16 protein-coding genes and 1 pseudogene are annotated in these 21,613 nt (G+C 59.0%); 8 read left to right on the top strand and 9 right to left on the bottom strand.

Features of this window, described 5'->3' with window-relative positions; translation table 11 throughout:
• Positions 1 to 105: 105 nt before the first annotated feature.
• Together aopO and AB5Y48_RS19540 are read right to left on the bottom strand one after the other, a co-directional pair.
• Positions 106 to 2,292, bottom strand: a complete 2,187-nt coding sequence (gene aopO / locus AB5Y48_RS19535) for a type III secretion system effector protein kinase AopO (protein ID WP_368165514.1) — start codon at positions 2,290 to 2,292, stop codon at positions 106 to 108.
• 6 nt (positions 2,293 to 2,298) lie between these two features.
• On the bottom strand, positions 2,299 to 2,739 hold the full coding sequence (locus AB5Y48_RS19540; protein ID WP_050665227.1) for a CesT family type III secretion system chaperone: 441 nt from the start codon (positions 2,737 to 2,739) through the stop codon (positions 2,299 to 2,301).
• A gap of 255 nt (positions 2,740 to 2,994) precedes the next feature.
• On the opposite strand from AB5Y48_RS19540, the gene AB5Y48_RS19545 reads away from it, so the two are divergent.
• The 7 genes and pseudogenes from AB5Y48_RS19545 to AB5Y48_RS19575 all read left to right on the top strand — a co-directional run.
• The gene (locus AB5Y48_RS19545) at positions 2,995 to 3,417 is read left to right on the top strand and encodes an NUDIX hydrolase (RefSeq protein WP_368165515.1); all 423 of its coding nucleotides are present in this window, start codon (positions 2,995 to 2,997) and stop codon (positions 3,415 to 3,417) included.
• 52 nt (positions 3,418 to 3,469) lie between these two features.
• Positions 3,470 to 4,585 carry a chromate efflux transporter gene (chrA, locus tag AB5Y48_RS19550; RefSeq protein ID WP_368165516.1) on the top strand — a complete coding sequence of 372 codons (1,116 nt, stop codon included), beginning with the start codon at positions 3,470 to 3,472 and terminating at the stop codon, positions 4,583 to 4,585.
• 1,495 nt (positions 4,586 to 6,080) lie between these two features.
• Positions 6,081 to 7,097, top strand: coding sequence for a hypothetical protein (locus AB5Y48_RS19555; RefSeq protein ID WP_368165517.1), 1,017 nt, complete (start codon positions 6,081 to 6,083; stop codon positions 7,095 to 7,097).
• Between the two features lie 101 nt (positions 7,098 to 7,198).
• On the top strand, positions 7,199 to 7,657 hold the full coding sequence (locus tag AB5Y48_RS19560; protein ID WP_368165518.1) for a hypothetical protein: 459 nt from the start codon (positions 7,199 to 7,201) through the stop codon (positions 7,655 to 7,657).
• An 88-nt stretch (positions 7,658 to 7,745) separates the two neighbouring features.
• Positions 7,746 to 8,168: a hypothetical protein gene (locus AB5Y48_RS19565; RefSeq protein WP_136612944.1), complete on the top strand. Its 423-nt coding sequence runs from the start codon at positions 7,746 to 7,748 to the stop codon at positions 8,166 to 8,168.
• 79 nt (positions 8,169 to 8,247) lie between these two features.
• Positions 8,248 to 8,781 carry a DUF2628 domain-containing protein gene (locus AB5Y48_RS19570; RefSeq protein ID WP_005346405.1) on the top strand — a complete coding sequence of 178 codons (534 nt, stop codon included), beginning with the start codon at positions 8,248 to 8,250 and terminating at the stop codon, positions 8,779 to 8,781.
• Positions 8,782 to 9,444: 663 nt separating this feature from the next.
• Positions 9,445 to 9,759, top strand: a pseudogene (locus AB5Y48_RS19575) (transposase); the annotation flags it as partial.
• A 56-nt stretch (positions 9,760 to 9,815) separates the two neighbouring features.
• On the opposite strand, the gene AB5Y48_RS19580 reads toward AB5Y48_RS19575, so the two are convergent.
• From AB5Y48_RS19580 to rlmD, 7 genes are all read right to left on the bottom strand, one after another.
• Positions 9,816 to 10,244 carry a DUF6201 family protein gene (locus tag AB5Y48_RS19580; protein WP_368165519.1) on the bottom strand — a complete coding sequence of 143 codons (429 nt, stop codon included), beginning with the start codon at positions 10,242 to 10,244 and terminating at the stop codon, positions 9,816 to 9,818.
• Complete coding sequence (locus AB5Y48_RS19585) at positions 10,241 to 10,576, bottom strand: DUF6402 family protein (RefSeq protein ID WP_368165520.1); 336 nt, start codon at positions 10,574 to 10,576, stop codon at positions 10,241 to 10,243. Before AB5Y48_RS19585 ends, AB5Y48_RS19580 begins: the two co-directional genes overlap by 4 nt.
• Before the next feature lie 570 nt (positions 10,577 to 11,146).
• The gene (gene eno / locus AB5Y48_RS19590) at positions 11,147 to 12,448 is read right to left on the bottom strand and encodes a phosphopyruvate hydratase (RefSeq protein WP_050667461.1); all 1,302 of its coding nucleotides are present in this window, start codon (positions 12,446 to 12,448) and stop codon (positions 11,147 to 11,149) included.
• Positions 12,449 to 12,532: 84 nt separating this feature from the next.
• Positions 12,533 to 14,170 (bottom strand): CTP synthase, encoded by a 1,638-nt coding sequence (locus tag AB5Y48_RS19595; protein ID WP_050667460.1) that lies wholly within the window; start codon positions 14,168 to 14,170, stop codon positions 12,533 to 12,535.
• A 144-nt stretch (positions 14,171 to 14,314) separates the two neighbouring features.
• A complete protein-coding gene (mazG, locus tag AB5Y48_RS19600; RefSeq protein WP_050667459.1) occupies positions 14,315 to 15,112 on the bottom strand; it encodes a nucleoside triphosphate pyrophosphohydrolase in 798 nt (265 codons plus the stop codon).
• Between the two features lie 57 nt (positions 15,113 to 15,169).
• The gene (gene relA / locus AB5Y48_RS19605) at positions 15,170 to 17,380 is read right to left on the bottom strand and encodes a GTP diphosphokinase (RefSeq protein ID WP_060584330.1); all 2,211 of its coding nucleotides are present in this window, start codon (positions 17,378 to 17,380) and stop codon (positions 15,170 to 15,172) included.
• Between the two features lie 114 nt (positions 17,381 to 17,494).
• Positions 17,495 to 18,817: a 23S rRNA (uracil(1939)-C(5))-methyltransferase RlmD gene (gene rlmD / locus AB5Y48_RS19610; protein ID WP_050667457.1), complete on the bottom strand. Its 1,323-nt coding sequence runs from the start codon at positions 18,815 to 18,817 to the stop codon at positions 17,495 to 17,497.
• 76 nt (positions 18,818 to 18,893) lie between these two features.
• On the opposite strand from rlmD, the gene barA reads away from it, so the two are divergent.
• Entirely contained in the window at positions 18,894 to 21,599 is a 2,706-nt protein-coding gene (gene barA, locus AB5Y48_RS19615; RefSeq protein WP_050667456.1) for a two-component sensor histidine kinase BarA, read from the top strand.
• Positions 21,600 to 21,613: the final 14 nt, after the last annotated feature.

A 21,613-nucleotide genomic window follows, 5' to 3' on the forward strand; every position in this document is an offset into this window, starting at 1 on the left:
CGCCTGCACAGCACTTTGGGTTACCAAACCCCAGAGGAGTTTGAGAAGGTAGCTGCTTAACCCGGTGTCCACGATTGCTGGGTCAGATCAGTCTGTGGGCATCGACTAGCGGATCCACTCCTGGGAGAGGCGGGTGAGCCGCTCGGCGACGGTCGCCAGTTCGCGCAGCTGCTCGCGCTGGAAGGTCAGCCCCTCGTCTGCCAGGGTGCTGCGTCCCAACTGGGTCAACAGGGGGGTGGCCGCGGCGGCAAAGTGGCGCATCTCGCCGGCAAAGCCCGCTACCTCCTGCAAGGTGGTGGCCGCATGGGCCGCGATCATGCTGCGGTGAACGGCCGTATCCTGATCCGAGCCAAACTTCACGACCGGGCGAATGCTATCGAAACGCTGCAGCGCCTGACGGGCGTCGCCGGCCCAGGCGGTGGCAGCACGCATCAGGGTAGACAGCTCGCCGTGCGCCCTCTGCTGCTGCCCCTTGAGGTCATCGAGCCGTGCGCCGAGAGAGCCCTTGACCTCGGCCACCCGGTTGAGGAAGTCATACGCCTCGGGCGACACCTTCTCCTGGGGGGAAGAGGGGACCAGCACCGTCAGCAGGGTCTCCAGATGGTGGTGGGAGCGCTCCAGGGTGGCGATATCAACGAGGCCGTGGCGCTGGGCCAACTGCCCCTGGATCTGCTTGAGCGTGGGCTCGGCAACCGACTTCATGATATTGCCGCGCAGCTGGGGCGAAGGCTCCCCCTGAGGGGTCTTGCTCTCACCCAGCTCCCCTTTCACATAGCGGGCGATCACCCCGTATCCCTTCAGAATGAGGCTGTTGAAACTCTTGAGCTGACCCTGATCGGCAAACTCCTGACGCTCGGCCTTGTCGAGCACCGCCGACATGGCGGCGAGATCCGACAGGGCCATGCCCACATTGAGCTGCCGGGTCGAGGCGCTGCTCAGATGTAGCCGCAGGGTGTCGGAGAGCTCGCGGATCTTCCTCGGCGTCACCCGCCGCGCATCGGCAGGAGAGGCGGCCAGCTCGCCCGAGAGGGTCTCTTTGAGGATCTGCCTGGCCCGCCCCTCGTCAATGGCGCCGTCGCTCAGGAACTCGTGCAGCCTGGCCTCTGCGGAGTCGGGTCGCAGCTCGGCCGGGGCACCGATAATCTGGTCGACGAAGCGGGTGTAGGCGGTCTCGACGCCGGCCACACCGGGCCGATGCACCGGATTGCCCCGCTCATCGAGCCCATAAGCCGCCCCCCTGGTGAGACTCAACCCCTGGTTGGGCTTTCTCTCCAGATCCCGCTCGAAGCCTTCGATGCCGTGCAGCAGGGTCGAGACCACGAGGAAGACGTCGCTCTTCTCTGACGCCGAGGGGCTGCCGACCGCCAGCTCCGGCGCCTTGAAGGAGTCGGTAAACCCCTTGGGCTGCTCCCCGGGGCGTGAGTGCAGCCCCAGATCGATGACCACAGGCTCGCCGCTGTGCTTGTCGAAGACCACGTTACCCGGCTTGATGTCGTTGTGGACTATCCCGGCCTTGGCGAGGTGGCCGGTCACATCGAGCAGCCGGTGGGCGATAAACTTGACCGTTCCCCAATACTCCTCGCTGCTCACCTTCCCCTGCTTCCAGTTGTCGGTGAGGGTCCGCATGGTGTCGGAGCCGCGCCAGCCATCCACCTCGTCCATCAGCAGCGCCTCCTCCTTGCGGCTGCCATAGGGCACCACGGCCATGCCGTGCACGTTGCCGAGGTTGGGATGCTTGCCCGCACTCTGGTAGATGTGCTGATAGGCCTCCAGCTCCCCCTGCAGGTGCCCCTCGGCGACCGAGCGTTCAATCTTGGCCACCAGCCGCTGCTTGTCGCGGGTCTCCACTATGCTGATGTGGCTCTCCCCTTCGGCAAACTTGTCGGTCTCGGCCACCCGCATCCCCTCCAGACTCGGGGCCCCGGGCAGGGGCTCCCCCTTCCAGCCGAGCGGCAACCTGGTCTGCGGCTTGAGGCCAAACAGGCCGCCGATCCCCTGGGGGGCCTCCCCCCCCGGGCTCTTTGACGCTGCCTTGCGGGCGGCATGGAGCGTCTCGGTGAGGGCGCGAGCATACGAGGTGTCCGGTGCCAGCCCCGAGAAGAGCTTGCCCACCCCCTCCCGAAAGCGGGCGATGCCGCCGTGGGGATTGAGGCGCAGCACCTGGTTATCGACGATCCTGTATCGCTTTCCCTCTATGTTGAGCTCGCCGACGGGATGCTGGCCGTGGTTGGCCACTCGCTCGTGAGCCTGGGAGAGGGTGATGGAGGGGGTGGCGGTTCCGATGATCTTCATGATGAATTACACCCAGCTTGCCGATGTTACCTGGGCTTGTTGCCCATCCAGTGCGCGCTCCTCGCCGGCAGCCTGACTCAGCCACTCGAACAGGCCGGCCAGGGCCTGGCAGACCCGTTCGGCATTGAGGCCGTGAAGCGCAAGGTGGCAAAAGGCGATCAGCCCCTGCTCCTCACTCCAGGCGAGATGGGGGGCGTCATGGGTCAGGGCGGCGATGCTGTGACCCATCCACAGACGGCAGGCGGCCTCTTTCGCCTCGGGACCGCTCATTCCCGAGACAGGCCCGAGCAGCGTCAGCCGCTGCAATGACTCATCCGCCCTTAGCATGATGACGATGCGATCGTTGAGGATCAGCTCGCACAGGCCGTGCTCATCCTGGCTTAGCGCCTCCAGCCCCAGCTGGTGCGCTATCTCTTGAAACAGGCCGGTGACGGCGGTAGTGGTCATGCAGGGTCCCTTCAATCTGGTGGTCGGTTGGGTGATTAACGCCGCCCATGATTGATGAAATCCGGCGCCGCATATATCACTGAGAGCCGCGAATTTTGGGACCAGGGGTCGCCGGGGCGGCCGTGCCCGGCCAGCGTGGCACCCGGCGTCGCCCCCACCTGCCCCAGCACTGCCCTCTCGCCAGAGGTCGCAGAGCCCCTTGGCCCGCTCCCGCCACGGGGGTAGCATAGCCGCGCCACCACAGAGGAGAAGAAGATGGAGTACCCAAGAGTCGGGGTCGGGGTGATCCTGGAGAGCCCGTCCGGGCAGATCCTGATGGGGCGGCGCAAGGGAAGCCACGCCCCCTACTGGTCGATTCCCGGCGGTCATCTGGAGTGCGGCGAGACCTTCGAGACGGCGGCAGCGCGCGAAATAGAAGAAGAGACCGGGTTGCGCATCGAGGCCCCCCGGGTGGTGGCGCTGACCAACAACCTGGATACCTGGCGCGAGAGCGGCCTGCACTATATCTCGGTGATCCTGCATGCCAGGGTGGACGGTGAGCCCGAGCTGCGCGAGCCGGACAAGTGCGAGGGGTGGTGCTGGTGCGATCCGCGCGCCCTGCCCGAGCCCCTGTTCGACGCCTGCCGTCAGGGGGTGGCCGCCTGGCTGGCCGGAGCCCACTACCTGCCGGGGGCGTAATCGAACTGTCATCGAACTGTCATAGGATGGGCCCCCATCCTCAGGAGGCCCCATGCTGACCCTCTTTATCCGTTTTCTCACCCTGGGCTGTCTCGGCTTCGGCGGGCCGGCCGCCCACATCGGCCTGTTTCGCCAGACCTTCGTCGAGCGCCTGGGCTGGCTGAGCCAGGGCGAGTTTGCCGAGCGCCTGGCCCTGTGCCAATTCCTGCCCGGCCCGGCCTCGAGCCAGCTTGGCTTTGCCATCGGCTACCACAGGGCGGGACTGCCGGGGGCCCTGGCCGCCTTTGTCGGCTTCACCCTCCCCTCGTTTGCCCTGATGACGGCCCTGGCCCTGCTCGGTGGCCACCTGCTGGATCGGGCCTGGTTTCCACTCTTGCTGCAGGGGCTCAAGCTGCTGGCCCTGGTGGTGGTGGCCGACGCCGTGCTCGCCATGGGACGCCAGTTCTGCACCACGACCCTGCGTCAGGGGCTGATGGTGGGCAGTGCCGCCGCCCTCTGGCTGCTGCCCCATCTGGCCACCCAGTTCGCCGTGCTGCTGCTGGCCGCCGCCATCGCCGCCTGGCGCGAGGAGCCGACTCAAGGGCGCGCCCCCCTGGCCCGGCCGGGCTGGGGCTGGCTGACCGCCTTCTTGCTGCTGCTGATCGCCCCTCCCCTGCTCGGCATGCAACACTTCGCCGACTTCTATCTGGCCGGATCCCTGGTGTTTGGTGGCGGTCATGTGGTGCTGCCCCTGCTGCAACAGACGGTGGGGGCGAGCCTGGGGGAGAGCCAGTTCCTCGGCGGCTATGCCCTGGCCCAGCTGGTACCCGGCCCCATGTTTACCCTGGCCAGCTATCTCGGCGCGTTAAGCATGCCCGAGGCGCCGCTGCCGGGAGCCCTGCTCGCCACCCTGGGCATCTTCCTGCCCGGCTTCTTGCTGCTGCTGGCCCTCACCCCCCTGTGGCAGGCCCTGCTGGCCCGCCCCCGCTGGCAGGCGGCCGCGGCCGGCCTCAACGCCGCCGTGGTGGGACTGCTGCTGGCGGCCCTCTACCAGCCGGTCTTCACCAGCGCGGTGCAGGGGCTGGCCCAGCTCGCCCTGGCCACCATGGGACTGTTTGCCCTGCGGGTGCTCAAGTTGCCCATCTTGCCGCTGGCGACCCTGATGGTAGGGCTCAACGCCCTGATTTAGCCTTGCTGTCGGGAGGCGCTCGGCCAGGCTCCTTGCCTATGGCTGGCACTTTGATGCGGCGCAGCCATATGAGACGCGAGGGCGCGGCCCTCGAAGGGGGTCTCCGCTTGGCCAAGCGCCGAGCCTGCTGTGACGGCGATGTTGATGCGGCTAAGCCGCATAGGGGTTTCGCCCGCCCACTTGGGGGAGCTCAGCCCAGCTCCTTCACCTGTGTCAGGCATCTTGATGCGGCTACGCCGCATAGGGGTTTCGCCCGCCCACTTGGGGGAGCTCAGCCAAGCTCCTTCACCTGTGTCAGGCATCTTGATGCGGCGCTGCCGCATAAGGGTTTCGTCCGCCCACTTGGGGGAGCTCAGCCAAGCGCCTTGCCTATGCCTGGCATCTTGATGCGGCTGCGCCGCATAGGGGTTTCGCCCGCCCACTTGGGGGAGCTCAGCCAAGCTCCTTCGCCTGTGTCAGGCATCTTGATGCGGCTGCGCCGCATAGGGGTTTCGCCCGCCCACTTGGGGGAGCTCAGCCAAGCTCCTTGCCTATGGCAAGCTCTTTGATGCGGCTGCGCCGCATAGGGGTTTCGCCCGCCCTGCGGGCTGTGGCGAGTGACTTCTTGCTGGCCCAAGAAGTCACCAAGAAGGCCTTCCCCCGCCAATCCGACCGCGATGCGGTTTCCCTCGGCTCAGTCGCAAGGTCGGACGGAGCGCCGCAGATGGGGCATCCATGCCCCGCTGCGGCTGCGCCATCATCCCTGATGGCGCTCCTGACCTTGCACCCTCCCCTCGGCGGATTGAAGGGGGAGCCAATACCCTGCCCCTCTGATGCTTTTGCCGAACTTGCTGCATTCGTAGGCTCGAATAGCGCAACGTATTCGAGCGTTCGCGGTCCGAGTCGACCGATAAAACTTGTAGCAAGGGTGAATTGAAGAGGAGCCAATACCCTGCCCCTCTGATGATCTATCGATGTTGTGCTACCCCACACTATGCGTTGGCGATTAATTTATTGATCTTGCTCAGGAAACCATCATCCTCCTCTTCCCTCCCCAGCCCCACTCGCTAACATAGCCGTTTGGCAACCGTCTCGTCGGAGTCACCCATGGGCCAAGCCAGTGCAACCTCGCCGGTAAAAAGCAGCAGACTGGAGGCTGAAATTCAGGGGCGGTAGCCATGCCGGATGGCATGGATAAGCAAGTGGAGTAATCACTCAACATGGTGACGGCCTCATTTTAATTTCTGACCTGTTCACGCAGGCGTGCTTTGGCGACTCTTTCCAAGAGTGACTGCGCACTGTTTTCTCACACAGTAGTAACAGTGGCGCAAAAAGAGGACGTCAAGCGAATACGCTCGGACACCTGATGTAATCTGTAATGTTATGATTTCATAGTAATTTTTACTTGACGGCGATTGAAATGTTACGGAGTTAGATGGAATTCTCTGCTAACGGATTAGTACCGCCTTCCATCTAATCACTGTTAGCTACCTATAACTAAACCATGGAGGATAAAATGTCAGAATTAGTAGAAATTGATGGTTATGAAGATGATGGAGAAAAGCTTGTCGTTGTTGGCGACGAAAGAGCTACTAATAAAATAAGCTTCCAACTAGCGCAAGATTTTTACAATGAAATAACAGGAAAGTCAGAACGGCTTAGAGAGTTAAATAGCGATCCTTTCATATTAAAGTTGAATGATATTGAGCAACTGTATCATAGGCTCATACAATCAACCGAGCAGTACAACATTGTATCATTCCATGAAACATATACTGTAAATTATGTTGATGATTCTTCAGAAAGACACAGTAGTTTAGAGCGCTTAAAGCTACACAATGGCGCTAAAGGAGCTGCGGTAGAAGAGTTTATTGCTTCATACAATATTTTGATAATTCTACCAAAAACAAACCGACCACAAGAATATAAAATAACGATTAAGCTCGCATCTCGGGTTGCAAAAATTGAAGAAATGAGAAAGCAATTTGGTTCAATGCCATTTGAAATACCATTATTTCAAATGGAAAATGCTAATGCAGCTTCATTCTCAATAGACTATGTAGATAGCACTGTGGCAAATGCATTAATGAGTGTTTTGAAAAGCTGGTTTAATACGGTAGAAAAAAATTCAATTTCTTCTTCCGTAAAAACAATTAGAAAGTTTTCTCACTTTGTGCCAAAGCTTACAAAATATGGTCTTTTATCTCTAATTTGCTACTTAACCTGGAAGTTATCCGACGTTTACCTTGTTGCAAATGTAGACGCCAAAACTACCACTCTATTCGCACTGCTTTCTGTTCTATGTACATACTTATCAATGCGTTTTGGAATGTTTGCAGGTAGAAAAGTGGAAGTGGCGCTTGATAGTATTTATGAGCAATCTTATATCAACTTTTCTGGTGCAGATGATAATTTCGTGAAAAATTCATCAAGTAAGATTAGAACAAGTAAAATTAAAGCTTTGCTTAGTTTAGGTGGAACAGTAGTCGTTGGCGTTGGTTGTTCTTTGTTCGCAAACTGGCTAGGTAGCTAACAAATTGCTCAAGTAGGACGTAAAAAAGCTTGGCTTACGCTCCTGCGTCGCTAATTATAGCCAAGCATTTTACGCCTCTTAGCAAGGCGTTATACGACTTGATGAACACTAAAACCAAATTCAGCGATTTATACAGCGCATTCAGTGGTTACCCTCTTAAATCGAAAATTGAAGGGTGCCCCCACTGTGAGCTGCAAAGTGCAGAAGATTTATTGCAAAAAAATGATTTGACCCAGCTAGCATGGGATGATCTTCAGCTCTTCATTGCTAAGACCATGACAACATTTGGTGACGTAGACGATTTCAAACACTTTTTACCCCGTATCTTTGAGCTTTACATCACGGATTATTGGAATGCGCCATATGATTTTGGATTGTTTCTCTCAAAGCTAGAGTATGGTGGTTGGACTACATGGCCTCAGAGTGAAAGAGAATCTGTGTTAAGACTGTATGACTGTTGGGTAATGGGACTAAAGGAATCTAGCCTAGAGGAAGATAGAGAGTTGCTAGAGGATATTGTTGCAGACATAAAATGCTATGAGGTTAAGTTTGTCGTATAACCAAGCCAGCCAGCACCGCTCCCTTCGGTCGCTGGACCTCGTTTCACTCGGCCGCTGCTGGCGGCGTTAGCCTAGGCGTTTATCCGCTATGAAAAACTGGATAGCCAATACAAAACTCAATGCTCTACTAGATGATGATTCTCATAATTTGGATTACGCGCAAGCCAGACGAGTCTTAATAGAGTACTGCGAAAAGTATCAAGAAACTTATCCTTTTGAAATTTTAGAAAAACCGCTTGCGTATTTAGTCCAGCACAAAAAATCAGAAACCAACCATGAGATGGCCCACGCAGAACTAAGCATTGCCGCCGCAGAATATTGCTTCAGTCTTAATGAAATTGCCGAAGCTCTTCTTGAATTAATCGATACAGAGCATCTTACTTTGGAGCAGGTAAAAAACGTCATTAACCATATTTTCGAAGCATATTCTTGCAATGAAAGCCCTGAGGAGTTCATCGAAAGAGAAGTTGCGTATTTATGCGAAAAGCTACCCTTCATCATCACCGGCTAACAACTGGTTCAAATTGCTCGCTTCGCTCACTGGGACGGGCTAAAGCCCGCCCCTTAACCAAACGTTATAGGAGGGAAGGATGATTCCTACGAATGTTGAATCAACGCAAGAAAGAAAAAGGATAGTAATAGCTAAGGAAACGTCAGTCGAGGCGTACAAAGCGTATACTTGGGGGGATTACTATCCCAAGCGTTGGAAGTCGCTAATGAAAAATGAGAGCAGCAATGCAGGTTTCAACTTCTACGCATTCTTGCTTACGTATAAATGGTTCTTTTTCAGGAAAATGCCTGTGTTTGGTGTTGTTCTTATGTTGTTAGAAATTGCTGCGACAGTTGGCGGCAATTTAGCAGTGAGCCACTTTAGAGTTAGTCATGAATATGCTTTAATCATTGTAGCAGGAAGCCTTGTAATATTAATGCTTTTTAGCGGTTTGGTTGCAAATCGAGTTTATTTCAATCAAGCAAGAAAGGTTATAGAAAGCTACATCTCTTCAAGAGTTCCGGATGAATACTTTGGAGAGGCCTTGCGGTCTGATGGTGGCACTAGTTTAGGTAACTTTCTGCTCTCAGTCTTTGTTAGTGGTGTAGTTTACTCAATGTTGAACGCTGGCTAGTTATCCTATAACAATCGCATTAAACATCGCCCCCAGTGGGGGCTGGACTCGCAAAAATCGCTCTCCATTTATGCGGGACGTTAAGTTTCTTGGAGAGATCATGCCTTTACAGATAACAACGCAGAAAGTTGATACTTGGAAAAAGAGAATCCAAAAAACAGGATTGAAGGGATCAACATACTTTTGCCAGCAATCTGGCAAAGTTTGGGTATCAGCATCTCAAGACCATCAGGCTATCTGTCAAAATGTCCTTGGCCAAGATTCTGGAACTAGTTCACTATCAAGTTACCTGCGCTGGGATGATGTAAAATCAGTAGATCTAGTCGAGTTATTGTATCAAATAGAAAAGTCCTAATATTATGCAAAGCGCAAAATTAGGACACCCACCATTTCGAGCACTGCGTAGCGAGCCCACTTAGCCACTGCCGGGCACGGTATTGTTGACCCCCTGCAAGCCGCCGAGGTGAGTGGAGCGGGTCAGTAGCGCCGTCAGGGAGGACGGCGCAGCCGCAGCGGGGCATGGGCCAAATCGGATTAGGGCGAGCACTGCTCGACCCCGATTTGGCGCGAGAACAAGGATGTTCGAAGCGGGCTTTGGCCGAAGCCATGGATGGCGTAGACCAAAGTGCCGTGTGCCAAAATGGTGGGCGTCCCAATATCTCTCTCAAGACGCTGAAACGAACCTATCGGCGCGCCAAGAGCATCACGCTGATTTTAGACAACTACATCATCCACAAGAGCAAGAAAGCGCAGCGCTGGCTGGCAAGCAATCCGAAGTTCATCGTGCTGTTCCAGCCGGTATATTCACCATGGGTAAACCGGATTGAGCGCTTGTGGCATGCCCTCCATGAAACCATCACCCGAAACCACCAATACCGAACATTGGATGAGCTGTTACATCGCGTGCGCTACTTTCTGGATAATGCCGCGCCGTTCCCTGGCAACGGACATGGGCTTATGCAACTGGATCGGAATTAGGATCAGTTATTTAACAAAGTGCGATCCCGCCCTGCAGTTTTACTTGACCACTGCATTCATCCCTTTGAATGAAATGGAGACAGGATCATGCTCCACCACTTTTTGTGCTTGGTGCTTATATTCAACTCACCATTATATTCGTCATCAAAAACAACGAAGCTATCAACATCGGAGGTAAATTCTTCCCCAGGAAATCGATATGGAACATCTCGCCATTCCCCATAGCATACAAAGGGAGATGATTGGCCTACATAATCTCCCTTGGCATCATACAATTCAAAAAATATTGGCGATTCTGTAGTGAACTGACAATATATGCCAATTGGATTTACTGGATATACTGCTTTTAAGAACACTTTGTACTTGCCATCTTTTGACACCACACTAACAGATGGAGTCTTGTCAAAGATGTCCCATGATACGTGTGCAAGCAGCAACCAATATGCCACGAACAGCACCGCTAAAAACATAGCCAGCTTCTTCATAAATATATAATCCTCTGATTTGGCAGAGGATGTAACCAAAGCACATCTGAAAACACTATAAAATCTCCTCCCGAATTATGTTTATCTTGCCAATCGCGGAAGTCACGATTAAAAACAGGAACAAACCCACTCCACTTTCGAGCTAACACCCCATATAAACCTGCACCATATGATGATATGTAAGTAGCACTTTCTGCTTTAGTTAACACACGATTTTGACTCCATATCCCCAATGGCTCAGTTGTTATCTTATTGCCATCGACAAAATCATATGTATCTTTAAGAGCAAAATTGGGACACCCACCATTTTGAGCGCCGCGTAGCGAGCCCACTTAGCCACCGATGGGCACGGTATTGTTGTGCCCCCTCTGATTCGCCGAGACGAAGCCACAGCACCAGGTCGCGAGACAGGGATGTCGAGCGAGTGGCGGCGGGCCAGGGAAGGCCCGTCGGCACGTGCCGTCGGTGCGGTGGCGGAGGCGAGGGAACTCGACGAAGGAGAGCGAATCGGCGGGGGGTGGCCGCTCGATGGGTGACTTTTCTTTGGCCACGCAAAGAAAAGTCACTCGCCACAGCCCGCAGGGCGGGCGAAACCCCGCATAGCGGCAATCCCGCAGGGATTGTGACGCTTGCCATAGGCCAAGGAGCTTGGCTGAGCGCCCTCGGAAGGGCGGACGAAACCACGCATAGCGGCAATCCCGCAGGGATTGTGATGCTTGCCATAGGCCAGGAGCTTGGCTGAGCTCCCCCAGAATGGTGGGCCTTCGAGGACAAAGTCCTCGCTGCCCCCCCTCGTTGCCCGTCACGGGTCAACGCACATCGCCCCCAAACCAGACATAAAAAAACCGGAACCCAAGGGTTCCGGTTTTCGTCACGCCAGTCTGGCTGGCAGAACGAGGCGATTAGGCCTGGTTCTTCACTTCTTTCAGACCGCGGAACGGAGCCTTCTCACCCAGCGCTTCCTCGATACGGATCAGCTGGTTGTACTTGGCAACACGGTCAGAACGGCTCATGGAGCCGGTCTTGATCTGGCCAGCGGCGGTACCCACGGCCAGGTCGGCGATGGTCGCGTCTTCGGTCTCACCGGAGCGGTGGGAGATGACGGCGGTGTAGCCGGCGTCTTTGGCCATCTTGATGGCAGCCAGGGTCTCGGTCAGGGAACCGATCTGGTTGAACTTGATCAGGATGGAGTTGGCGATGCCGTTGTCGATACCGCGCTTGAGGATCTTGGTGTTGGTTACGAACAGGTCGTCACCCACGATCTGGATCTTCTTGCCCAGCTTCTGGGTCTGGTAGGCGAAGCCTTCCCAGTCAGATTCGTCCAGGCCATCTTCGATGGAGACGATCGGGAACTTCTCGGTCAGCTCTTCCAGGAAGTCGGAGAAACCGTTGGAGGAGAAGATACGACCTTCGCCCTTCAGGTTGTACTCTTTCTTCTCGGCGTCGTAGAACTCGGAAGCGGCGCAGTCCATGGCCAGGGTGATGTCGGTGCCCAGCTTGTAACCGGCAGCGGCAACGGCCTCGGCGATCACTTCCAGCGCTTCGGCATTGGACTTCAGGTTCGGAGCGAAACCACCTTCGTCACCCACGGCGGTGTTGTAGCCCTTGGACTTCAGCACCTTGGCCAGGTTGTGGAACACTTCGGCGCCCATGCGGACGGCTTCTTTCAGGGTCTTGGCGCCAACCGGCTGGATCATGAACTCCTGGATGTCGACGTTGTTGTCGGCGTGCTCACCACCGTTGATGATGTTCATCATGGGCAGCGGCATGGAGTAGACACCGGCGGTGCCGTTCAGCTCGGCGATGTGAGCGTACAGGGGCATGCCCTTGGCAGCAGCGGCAGCCTTGGCGTTGGCCAGGGAAACAGCCAGGATGGCGTTGGCGCCGAACTTGGACTTGTTCTCGGTACCGTCCAGATCGATCATGATCTGGTCAACGGTGGCCTGGTCCTTGGCGTCTTTGCCCAGCAGAGCTTGAGCGATCGGGCCGTTAACGGCTTCCAGCGCCTTCAGCACACCCTTGCCCAGGAAACGGCTCTTGTCGCCGTCACGCAGTTCCAGGGCTTCGCGGGAGCCGGTGGAGGCGCCGGACGGAGCGGCAGCCATACCCACAAAACCACCTTCCAGATGAACTTCGGCCTCAACGGTCGGGTTACCACGGGAGTCGATGATTTCACGACCGATCACTTTAACGATCTTGGACATGTTTCTTTCCTCAGGTTTCGTAAAAAAACAACAGAAATTATTAAGGAAAAGCGGCTGAGGCACAATGCCCCAACCGCTACCGATTTACTTCAAATTACGCTTCTGGTACTCACCCGCCGCCTTGACAAAGCCGGCAAACAGGGCGTGCCCGTCACGGGGAGTCGAGGTGAACTCCGGGTGGAACTGGGCGGCCACAAACCAGGGGTGATCCGGGATCTCGATGATTTCCACCAGCTTCTTGTCGGCGGAGAGACCGGTCACCTTCAGACCCGCCGCCTCGATCTTCGGCAGCAGGGTGTTGTTCACTTCATAGCGGTGGCGGTGACGCTCATAGATGGTAGCAGAGCCGTACAGCTCACGGACCTTGGAGCCGTCGATCAGGTGGCAGAGCTGGGAGCCCAGACGCATGGTGCCGCCGAGATCAGATTTCTCGGTACGGGTCTCGACCTTGCCCTCTTCGTCGACCCATTCGGTGATGAGACCGACCACGGGGAACGGGCTGTCTTTCTTGAACTCGGAGGAGTGCGCCCCTTCCATGCCCGCCACGTTACGGGCGTACTCGATCAGGGCGACCTGCATGCCGAGGCAGATACCCAGATAGGGGATCTTCTGCTCACGGGCATACTTGGCGGCCAGGATCTTGCCTTCCACGCCGCGCTCGCCGAAGCCGCCCGGCACCAGGATGGCGTCCAGACCTTCCAGCATCTCGATGCCGCGGGTCTCGATGTCCTGAGAGTCGATGTACTTGATGTGTACGGAGAGACGGTTCTTCAGGCCGCCGTGCTTGAGCGCCTCGTTGACGGACTTGTAGGCGTCCGGCAGGGAGACGTACTTGCCCACCATGCCGATGGTCACTTCGGCGGTCGGGTTGGCCTCTTCATAGATCACCTGCTCCCACTCGGAGAGGTCGGCGTCCTTGCACTCGATGCCGAAGCGCTCGGTGATGTAGCCGTCGAGGCCCTGGGATTTGAGCAGTGCCGGGATCTTGTAGATGGAGTCGACGTCCTTCATGGAGATGACGGCGCGCTCGGGAACGTTACAGAACAGGGCGATCTTGGCACGCTCGTTGGCCGGAATGGCGCGGTCGGAGCGGCAGATCAGCACATCCGGCTGAATACCGATGGAGAGCAGCTCCTTGACGGAGTGCTGGGTCGGCTTGGTCTTCACTTCGCCGGCGGCAGCCAGGTAAGGCACCAGGGTCAGGTGCATGAACATGGCGTTGTTGCGGCCAACGATGGCGGCCAGCTGGCGGATCGCCTCGAGGAACGGCAGGGATTCGATATCGCCCACGGTGCCACCGATCTCGACGATGGCGACCTGGTGGCCTTCGCCGCCGGCGATGACGCGCTCCTTGATGGCGTTGGTGATGTGCGGGATCACCTGGATGGTGGCACCCAGGTAGTCACCACGGCGCTCTTTGCGCAGCACGTCGGCATAGATACGGCCGGTGGTGAAGTTGTTGCGGCGGGTCATCTTGGTGCGGATGAAGCGCTCGTAGTGGCCCAGGTCCAGATCGGTCTCAGCCCCGTCCTCGGTGACGAACACTTCACCGTGCTGAGTCGGGCTCATGGTACCCGGGTCGACGTTGATGTACGGGTCCAGTTTCATGATGGTCACATCCAGACCACGGGCTTCCAGAATGGCTGCCAGGGAAGCTGCGGCAATGCCTTTGCCGAGGGATGAAACAACACCACCAGTAACAAAAATATATTTGGTCGTCATGCTGAACCTGAAAGAAAGTTTAGGGAATGTTTAAGGGTGCTTCGGGGAGATGAAGCAGGACGGGGACACAGTATACCAAACCCCCCACTCCCAAACAATGCGCAAAAATCTAACAGCCTGTGGAAGAGGCTGTCTTGCGCCAAATCAACTTTCGTAAGTTTCTTTCACTCGGTTCCAGGCGGCATCGAGTTTTTCCAGGGTGCAATCCTTCACCGCCAGCCCCTCTTGCTCGATCAGATCCTCGACTTTGCGAAAGCGTCGCTCGAACTTGGCATTGGCACCGCGCAGCACCTGCTCGGGATCGTGCCCCAGATGGCGCACCAGATTGACGGTGGCAAACAGCAGATCGCCGAGCTCGTCGGCCACCCGCTCCGGGTTCACGTCGGCCATCAGGGCCTCTTCCATCACCTCGTCGATCTCCTCGTGTACCTTGTCCACCACCGGGCCCAGGGTCTTCCAGTCGAAGCCGACGCTGGCGCAGCGCTTCTGGATCTTGGCGGCCCGGGTCAGGGCCGGCAGCGAGAGGGGAATGTCGTCGAGCACGCTCGGTTTGTCCTTCTGCGCCCGCTCTTTGGCCTTCTCGGCCTCCCAGTTGGCCTTGACCGCCTGCTCGTCACCGAGAGTGGCGTCGGAGAAGACGTGGGGGTGACGGCGAATCAGCTTCTCGCACACCGTATCGACGATGGCATCGAAGTCGAACAGCGCCTGCTCCTTGCCCATCTGGGCGTAGAAGATCACCTGGAACAGCAGATCCCCGAGCTCCCCTTGCAGCCCCTGCCAATCCCGGGTCTCGATGGCATCGGCCACCTCGTAGGCCTCCTCCAGGGTGTAGGGCACTATGGTGGCGAAGCTCTGCTGCCTGTCCCAGGGGCAACCCAGTTCCGGGTCGCGCAGGCGGGCCATGATGGCGAGCAGGTCGGCAAGTTGGTAAGGCGGTTTCATGGGATCCTCGACGGCTATCCGATAGAGAGTGACCGGCGCTTGGCCGGTCACTGGGGGTTACAGGCGCTTGACGCTGATCATGTCCGGTAGCTGGCTCAGCTTGGCCAGGGCCCGGTTGAAGGCGTCGATGTTGTAGATCTCCAGCTCCATGTCGATCTGGGCGGTCTGCAGCTTGACGTTGGAGCGCGAGCGCACCCCCATCACGTTGATCTTCTCGTTGGCCAGCACTGTGGTGATGTCGCGCAGCAGGCCGGAGCGATCGTTGGACTCGATGCGGATGGTGAGCCCGTAGCCGCCCGAGTAGTTCTCGCCCCAGATGGCGTCGATGATCCGCTCCGGGTTGCGCCGCGACAGCTCCTTGAGCTGCTCGCAATCCTCCCGGTGGATGGAGACGCCGCGCCCCTGGGTGATGAAGCCGACGATGCTGTCCCCCGGTATGGGCTGGCAGCAGCGGGCGATATGGGTCATCAGGTTGCCGACCCCTTCCACCACTATGTGGTCACGCGCCTTGGGCCGGAACGGGGTGTTGGCCTTCTGCTCGAGCTTCTCGAGCAGGCGCCGCTCCTCCTCCTCGACGCTGGGCTTGTTGTAGCGGGTATCGAGGTAGTTGAGCAGCTGGTTGATGCGCACGTCACCGCTGCCCACCCCCGCCAGCAGATCGTCGAGCTCTTCGGCATTGAAGCGCTCCAGGGTCACCTTGTCGATCTTGGAGAGGGTGAGGTTGTGGCGGTCGAGCTCCTTGTCGAGCAGCTCGCGGCCGGCGGCGATGTTCTTGTCGCGATCCAGCTTTCTAAACCAGGTGGCGACCTTGGCCCGGGCCCGGCTCGAGCGCAGGAAACCGGCGTTGGGGTTCATCCAGTCGCGGCTCGGGTTGGGCTCTTTTTGGGTGATCACCTCCACCTGATCCCCGGTCTGCAGGGCATAGGTGAAGGGGACGATACGCCCGTCGATCTTGGCCCCGATGCAGCGGTGGCCGATCATGCTGTGGACGTGATAGGCAAAGTCGAGCGGCGTGGCCCCGGCCGGCAGGTCGATGACATCCCCCTTGGGGGTGAAGACGTAGACCCTGTCCTCGAACACCTGGCTGCGCAGATCCTCGAGCAGGGAGCCGCTCTCGGACATGTCCTCCTGCCAGGCGAGCAGCTTGCGCAGCCACTCGATCTTGTCTTCGAAGTTGTTGGTCTTGCCCCCCGCCTGGGCCCCTTCCTTGTAGCGCCAGTGGGCGGCGACCCCGAGTTCGGCATCCTGGTGCATCTGATCGGTGCGGATCTGGATCTCCACCGTCTTGCCCTCTGGCCCCACCACCACGGTGTGGATGGATTGATAGCCGTTGGGCTTGGGATTGGCCACGTAGTCGTCGAACTCGCGGGGAATGTGGTGGAAGTGGGTATGCACTATGCCCAGCGCCGCATAGCAATCCTGCAGTCGCTTGGTCACCACCCGTACCGCACGCACGTCGAACAGCTCGGTGAAGTCCAGGTGTTTTTTTTGCATCTTGCGCCAGATGCTGTAGATGTGTTTCGGGCGACCGTACACCTCGGCATCGATCCCCGCCTCTTGCAGGGAGGTGCGCAGCCTGGTCACAAACTCGCGAATATAGCGCTCCCGATCGAGACGCTTCTCGTCGAGCTGCTTGGCAATCTGCTTGTAGGTCTCCGGATGGAGGTAGCGAAAGGCGAGATCCTCGAGCTCCCACTTGAGCTGGCCGATGCCGAGACGGTTGGCGAGCGGCGCATAAATGTTGGAGATCTCCTGGGCCATCAGCACCCGGGTCTCCTCGTCCGCCTTCTTCGCCTCGCGCAGGCAGGCGATGCGCTCGGCCAGCTTGATGACCACGGCGCGCACATCCTCGACCATGGCGAGCAGCATGCGACGCACGTTGTCCACCTGCTCCGGCGAGGTCTCGGTGCGTTGGGCAGTCTGCAGGGAGCGGATGGCCTCCATCTCCAGCACCCCTTCCACCAGGCGGGCTATCTTGGGGCCAAACTCCTCGTCGAGCTTGTTGCGCGCCAGCAGCCCGGCCTCGGCGAAGGGATAGAGGATGGCCGCCTTGAGGGTGGCGATGTCCATGCTGAGCATCATCAGGATGCCCACCATCTCGACCCCGCGCACCAGCAGGCGTTCGCTCACCGCCTCATCGCCCAGCCCCAGACAGTATTGGTAGAGGGTTCGCAACTGGTCACGCTCGGGCTCCTTCAGGGAGAGGGAGGAGAGCCACTCTTCCAGAGTGAAGTTCTCTTTGAGGTGTATATCGCGAACCGAAACCATCTTTTGCATCCTTCTTGAGGGGGCCTGAGCGACCCCTTTCTAACGACACTCCCCTCTCTGGGGACGAGGTGGCCCTGTTTCAAGGCTTGCCTTGCGGCATCAGGGCCGCCCCCGCTACTCCCTGACGAACAGGGCAATCGACTCCAGGTGGCCGGTATGGGGGAACATGTCCAGCATACCGAGCCGCTCCAGTCGATAGCCGGCCTGGGTCAACACCTTGCTGTCCCGGGCCAGGGAGACGGGGTTACAGGAGACATAGACAACGCGGCGGGGCGCAAGTTTCGCCACATGAGGCATCACCTCGAGGGCGCCCGGACGCGCCGGGTCGAGCAGCACCAGGTCGAAACCTTCGCGGGCCCAGGGGAGATCCGTGATATCCGCCGCCAGATCCGCCTTGAAGATTCGCACATTGTCGATGCCATTGCCCGTTGCATTGTGCTGGGCACGCTGCACCATGGCCATCTCCCCTTCCACCCCCACGACCTCGCGGGCCAGGGCAGCCAGTGGCAGGGTAAAGTTACCCACACCGCAGAAGAGATCCAGCACCTTCTCTGTGGGCCGCACATCGAGCCACTCCATGGCCCGCGCCACCATGGCGTCGTTGATGGTGCGGTTGACCTGGATGAAGTCCCCCGGAGCAAAGGTCAACGAGAGCTCACCCAGGCGGTAGCCCGGGGTCATGGTCTGACGCAGGGGCTCGCACCGGTCGCTACCGTCTTGCAAATAGAGATCCAGCTTGTGCTGCTCGGCAAATGCCATCAGCAGGGTGCGATCCTGCTCATTGGGCTTGCCGGTGTGGCGCAGCAGCATCAGCAGGCCATCGTCGGCCTGCAGCAGCTCCACGTGCCCCAGCTCCCTTTGGTTTTTGAGGCGACCAAACAGCTCGCGCAAGGGGGCGATAAGGGCCGAGAGCGGCGCCTCCAGCACGGGGCAAGCGCTGATCTCGACCAACTCACTGGACTGGCGACGACGAAAACCCAAGCGCAGGCGGCGGGCGTTCTTGTCAAACTTGATGGCCAGCCGGCAGACCCGGCGATAGGCGCGATCCGGCCCGGTCATCACGGGCTCGAGATCCGGGATGGCGATCCCGCCCAACCGGCTGAAGAGGGAGCGCAGCCCCTGCTGCTTGGTCTCGTGCTGCCGGGCCAGGCTCATGTGCTGGGTACTGCAGCCGCCACACTCCCGATAGTGGGGGCAGAAGGGCTCGATCCGCTCGGGGGCCGGGGTGATCAGCTTTTGCAACTGACCGTGGGCGTACTGCTTCTTCTGCTCGGTCAGCAGCACCTTGACCCGCTCACCGGGCAGGGTGCCCTCGACAAACACGGCCTTGCCCTCATGACGGCCCACCCCCACGCAGTGGTGGTCGAGCGTATCTATAGTGCATTCAATGTGTTGGGGTTGCTTGTGGGTCTTCTTGGGGGTGAAAAACTGGGCCATAAAACTTGGTGCCTATAGGTGGCTATGTCATCATGTGGGAACCTGCAGCCGGGCATTGTCCCACAAGTACCATTGTATGACCAAATACGGCCTGAGAGCGCGCGTTCTGGCATTCACCATCCTGCCTACCCTGCTGATCGGGGGCATGATGGCCGGTTATTTCTCCTTCCACCGCTACCAGCAGCTGGAGAACAACCTCATCAATCAGGGCATCAACATCATCGAGCCCCTGGCCATCGCCAGCGAATATGGCATGACCCAGCACAGCCGCGAATCCCTCAAGCGGCTGATCGGGCTGACCCATCGCAAGAACTCTCCCCTCATCAAGTCCATCGCCGTCTTCACCCAGGACAACCAGCTGTTCGTCACCTCCAATTACCACAGAGACTTCGCCCTGCTGCGCCTGCCCAAGGGAGAGGCGATTCCGTCACTGGCCAGCGTGGAGCGACAAGGGGATGACATCATATTGCGCGCCCCAATCCAGGCCGAAACCAGTCTCGATGGCTTCCCCCTGCCGAGCGAGAGCGATCCCCCGGTCATCGGCTATATCGCCATGCAGATCACCACCGACGGCGCCCTGGTGCTCCAGTATCGGGATACCTTCTTCGCCGTCATGATGCTGGTCTGCGGCCTAGCGGTGAGCGTGCTGTTTGGCTTTCGGCTGGTCAAGAGTGTGACCCAACCCATCACCGAGATGGTGCAGGCGGTGCACCGGATCCGGGAGGGACGCCTCGACACCCGGGTCAGTGGCCAGCTCACCGGCGAGCTGGAGATGCTGAAAAACGGCATCAACGCCATGGCCAAGGCGCTCTCCGAATACCATGAGGAGATGCAGCAGAACATCGATCAGGCCACCTCTGACCTGCGCGAAACCCTGGAGCAGATCGAGATCCAGAACGTCGAGCTCGACATGGCCAAGAAGCGGGCCCAGGAGGCGGCGCGGGTCAAGTCCGAGTTCCTCGCCAACATGTCCCACGAGCTGCGCACCCCCCTCAACGGTGTCATCGGCTTCACCCGCCAACTGCTCAAGACCAGCCTGACCCCGAACCAGACCGACTACATGCAGACCATCGAGAAGTCGGCCCGCAACCTGCTTGGTATCATCAACGACATCCTCGACTTCTCGAAGCTCGAGGCGGGCAAGCTGCAACTCGAGCACATACCCTTCAGCCTGCGCGACACCGTGGCCGAGGTGATGCACCTGCTCGGCCCCAGCGCCCACGACAAGGGGCTCGAGCTCTCCCTGCTGGTCGCCCCCGAGGTACCGGACCATCTCACCGGCGACCCATTGCGCCTGCAGCAGGTGATCACCAACCTGACCGGCAACGCCATCAAGTTCACCGAGCGGGGCAACGTGGACGTGCGCATCGAGCCCCAGCCCCACCACCGCAGCGGTGTGGTGCGCCTGCAGGTGCGTATCCGCGACACCGGCATCGGCATCTCCCCCGAACAGCAGCGCCAGCTGTTCCAGGCCTTCAATCAGGCCGACTCCTCCATCTCTCGCCGCTACGGCGGCACCGGATTGGGTCTGGTCATCACCCAGAAGCTGGTGCAGCAGATGGGGGGGCAGATCCAGATCGAGTCGCGCCAGGGCGAGGGCTCCACCTTCTCCTTCAGCATGGAGCTTGAGGTGTCGCCGCTCCCGTTCGACGACAGCCTGCCCCTGGAGAGCCTGCGCCAGCAGCGCATCTGGCTGCTCGAGCCAGACCCCTGTGCCCTGGCCGCCCTCAGCGCCCAGCTCACCACCTGGGGCATAACGAGCCAGCCCCTGCAGGAGGACGAGACGGTCCCGCCCCAGGAGCTGGTCATCATCGGCAGCGGCAGTCAGCTCCCCCCCGAGCAGGTGTTGCTGCGCCTCGACCAGTTGGCGGCCACTCACCCCGTGATCGTGCTGCTGGGGAGCCACGACCCCGCCCTCTACGAGCTGATGCAGGAGCACGGCGCCCTGCACTGCCTCTCCAAGCCGGTGCACCACCGCAAGCTGCTGCACGCCCTGCTCAGCGGCGATGCCACCGAGGCCGGAGCCCCCCTGCTGCTGCAACCGCCGCGCCGGCGCCACGAGATCAGGGTGCTGGCGGTGGACGACAACCCGGCCAACCTCAAGCTCATCGCCGCCATGCTCGAGGAGATGGTGCAGGAGGTGGTGGTGTGCCACAACGGCAAGGAGGCGGTGAAGCTGGCCCAGGAGCACCCCTTCGACATCATCTTCATGGATATCCAGATGCCGATCATGGACGGGATCAGCGCCACCCAGGAGATCCGTCGCCAGTCACGCAACCTCGACACCCCCATAGTGGCGGTCACGGCCCATGCCATCGCCGGGGAGCGCGAACGCCTGATCCGTCAGGGGATGGACGACTACCTGGCCAAACCCATCGACGAGGAGGTGCTCGAGCAGCTCATCACCACTTTCTCGAGCCAGCGACATCAACGCACCCAGAGCCATCTCATCGACTGGCCCCTGGCCCTGCGCCAGGCCGCCAACCGGCCCGATCTGGCCCGGGAGATGCTCGGCATGCTGCTCACCAGCTTCGACGAGACGGCCCCGGTGCTCGATCAGGCCCTGGAGGGGGAGAGTGATCCACAGGAGCTGATGGGTCGGCTGCACAAGCTGCACGGGGGGAGCGCCTACTGCGGCGTGCCGGCCCTGCAGCGGCTGCTGGCCCAGCTTGAGCAGCAACTGCGCGACGGCGTCGGGGTCGACGAGCTGGAACCCGAACTGCTGGAGCTGCAGGATGCGATGGATCAGGTTCGCCAGGAGGCCCCCCGCTACCTGGCCTGATCCCGCTTTTTCTG

Source organism: Aeromonas sp. R6-2, assembly GCF_040908155.1.
Lineage (GTDB): Bacteria > Pseudomonadota > Gammaproteobacteria > Enterobacterales > Aeromonadaceae > Aeromonas > Aeromonas schubertii.

Coding starts and splice junctions, on each gene's coding strand:
- aopO (WP_368165514.1), bottom strand. CDS start 2,292: ATGAAGATCATCGGAACCGCCACCCCCTCCATCACCCTCTCCCAGGCT.
- AB5Y48_RS19565 (WP_136612944.1), top strand. CDS start 7,746: ATGAAAAACTGGATAGCCAATACAAAACTCAATGCTCTACTAGATGAT.
- rlmD (WP_050667457.1), bottom strand. CDS start 18,817: ATGGCCCAGTTTTTCACCCCCAAGAAGACCCACAAGCAACCCCAACAC.
- AB5Y48_RS19545 (WP_368165515.1), top strand. CDS start 2,995: ATGGAGTACCCAAGAGTCGGGGTCGGGGTGATCCTGGAGAGCCCGTCC.
- AB5Y48_RS19555 (WP_368165517.1), top strand. CDS start 6,081: ATGTCAGAATTAGTAGAAATTGATGGTTATGAAGATGATGGAGAAAAG.
- AB5Y48_RS19570 (WP_005346405.1), top strand. CDS start 8,248: ATGATTCCTACGAATGTTGAATCAACGCAAGAAAGAAAAAGGATAGTA.
- barA (WP_050667456.1), top strand. CDS start 18,894: ATGACCAAATACGGCCTGAGAGCGCGCGTTCTGGCATTCACCATCCTG.
- AB5Y48_RS19580 (WP_368165519.1), bottom strand. CDS start 10,244: ATGAAGAAGCTGGCTATGTTTTTAGCGGTGCTGTTCGTGGCATATTGG.
- AB5Y48_RS19595 (WP_050667460.1), bottom strand. CDS start 14,170: ATGACGACCAAATATATTTTTGTTACTGGTGGTGTTGTTTCATCCCTC.
- eno (WP_050667461.1), bottom strand. CDS start 12,448: ATGTCCAAGATCGTTAAAGTGATCGGTCGTGAAATCATCGACTCCCGT.
- AB5Y48_RS19540 (WP_050665227.1), bottom strand. CDS start 2,739: ATGACCACTACCGCCGTCACCGGCCTGTTTCAAGAGATAGCGCACCAG.
- chrA (WP_368165516.1), top strand. CDS start 3,470: ATGCTGACCCTCTTTATCCGTTTTCTCACCCTGGGCTGTCTCGGCTTC.
- AB5Y48_RS19560 (WP_368165518.1), top strand. CDS start 7,199: ATGAACACTAAAACCAAATTCAGCGATTTATACAGCGCATTCAGTGGT.
- relA (WP_060584330.1), bottom strand. CDS start 17,380: ATGGTTTCGGTTCGCGATATACACCTCAAAGAGAACTTCACTCTGGAA.
- mazG (WP_050667459.1), bottom strand. CDS start 15,112: ATGAAACCGCCTTACCAACTTGCCGACCTGCTCGCCATCATGGCCCGC.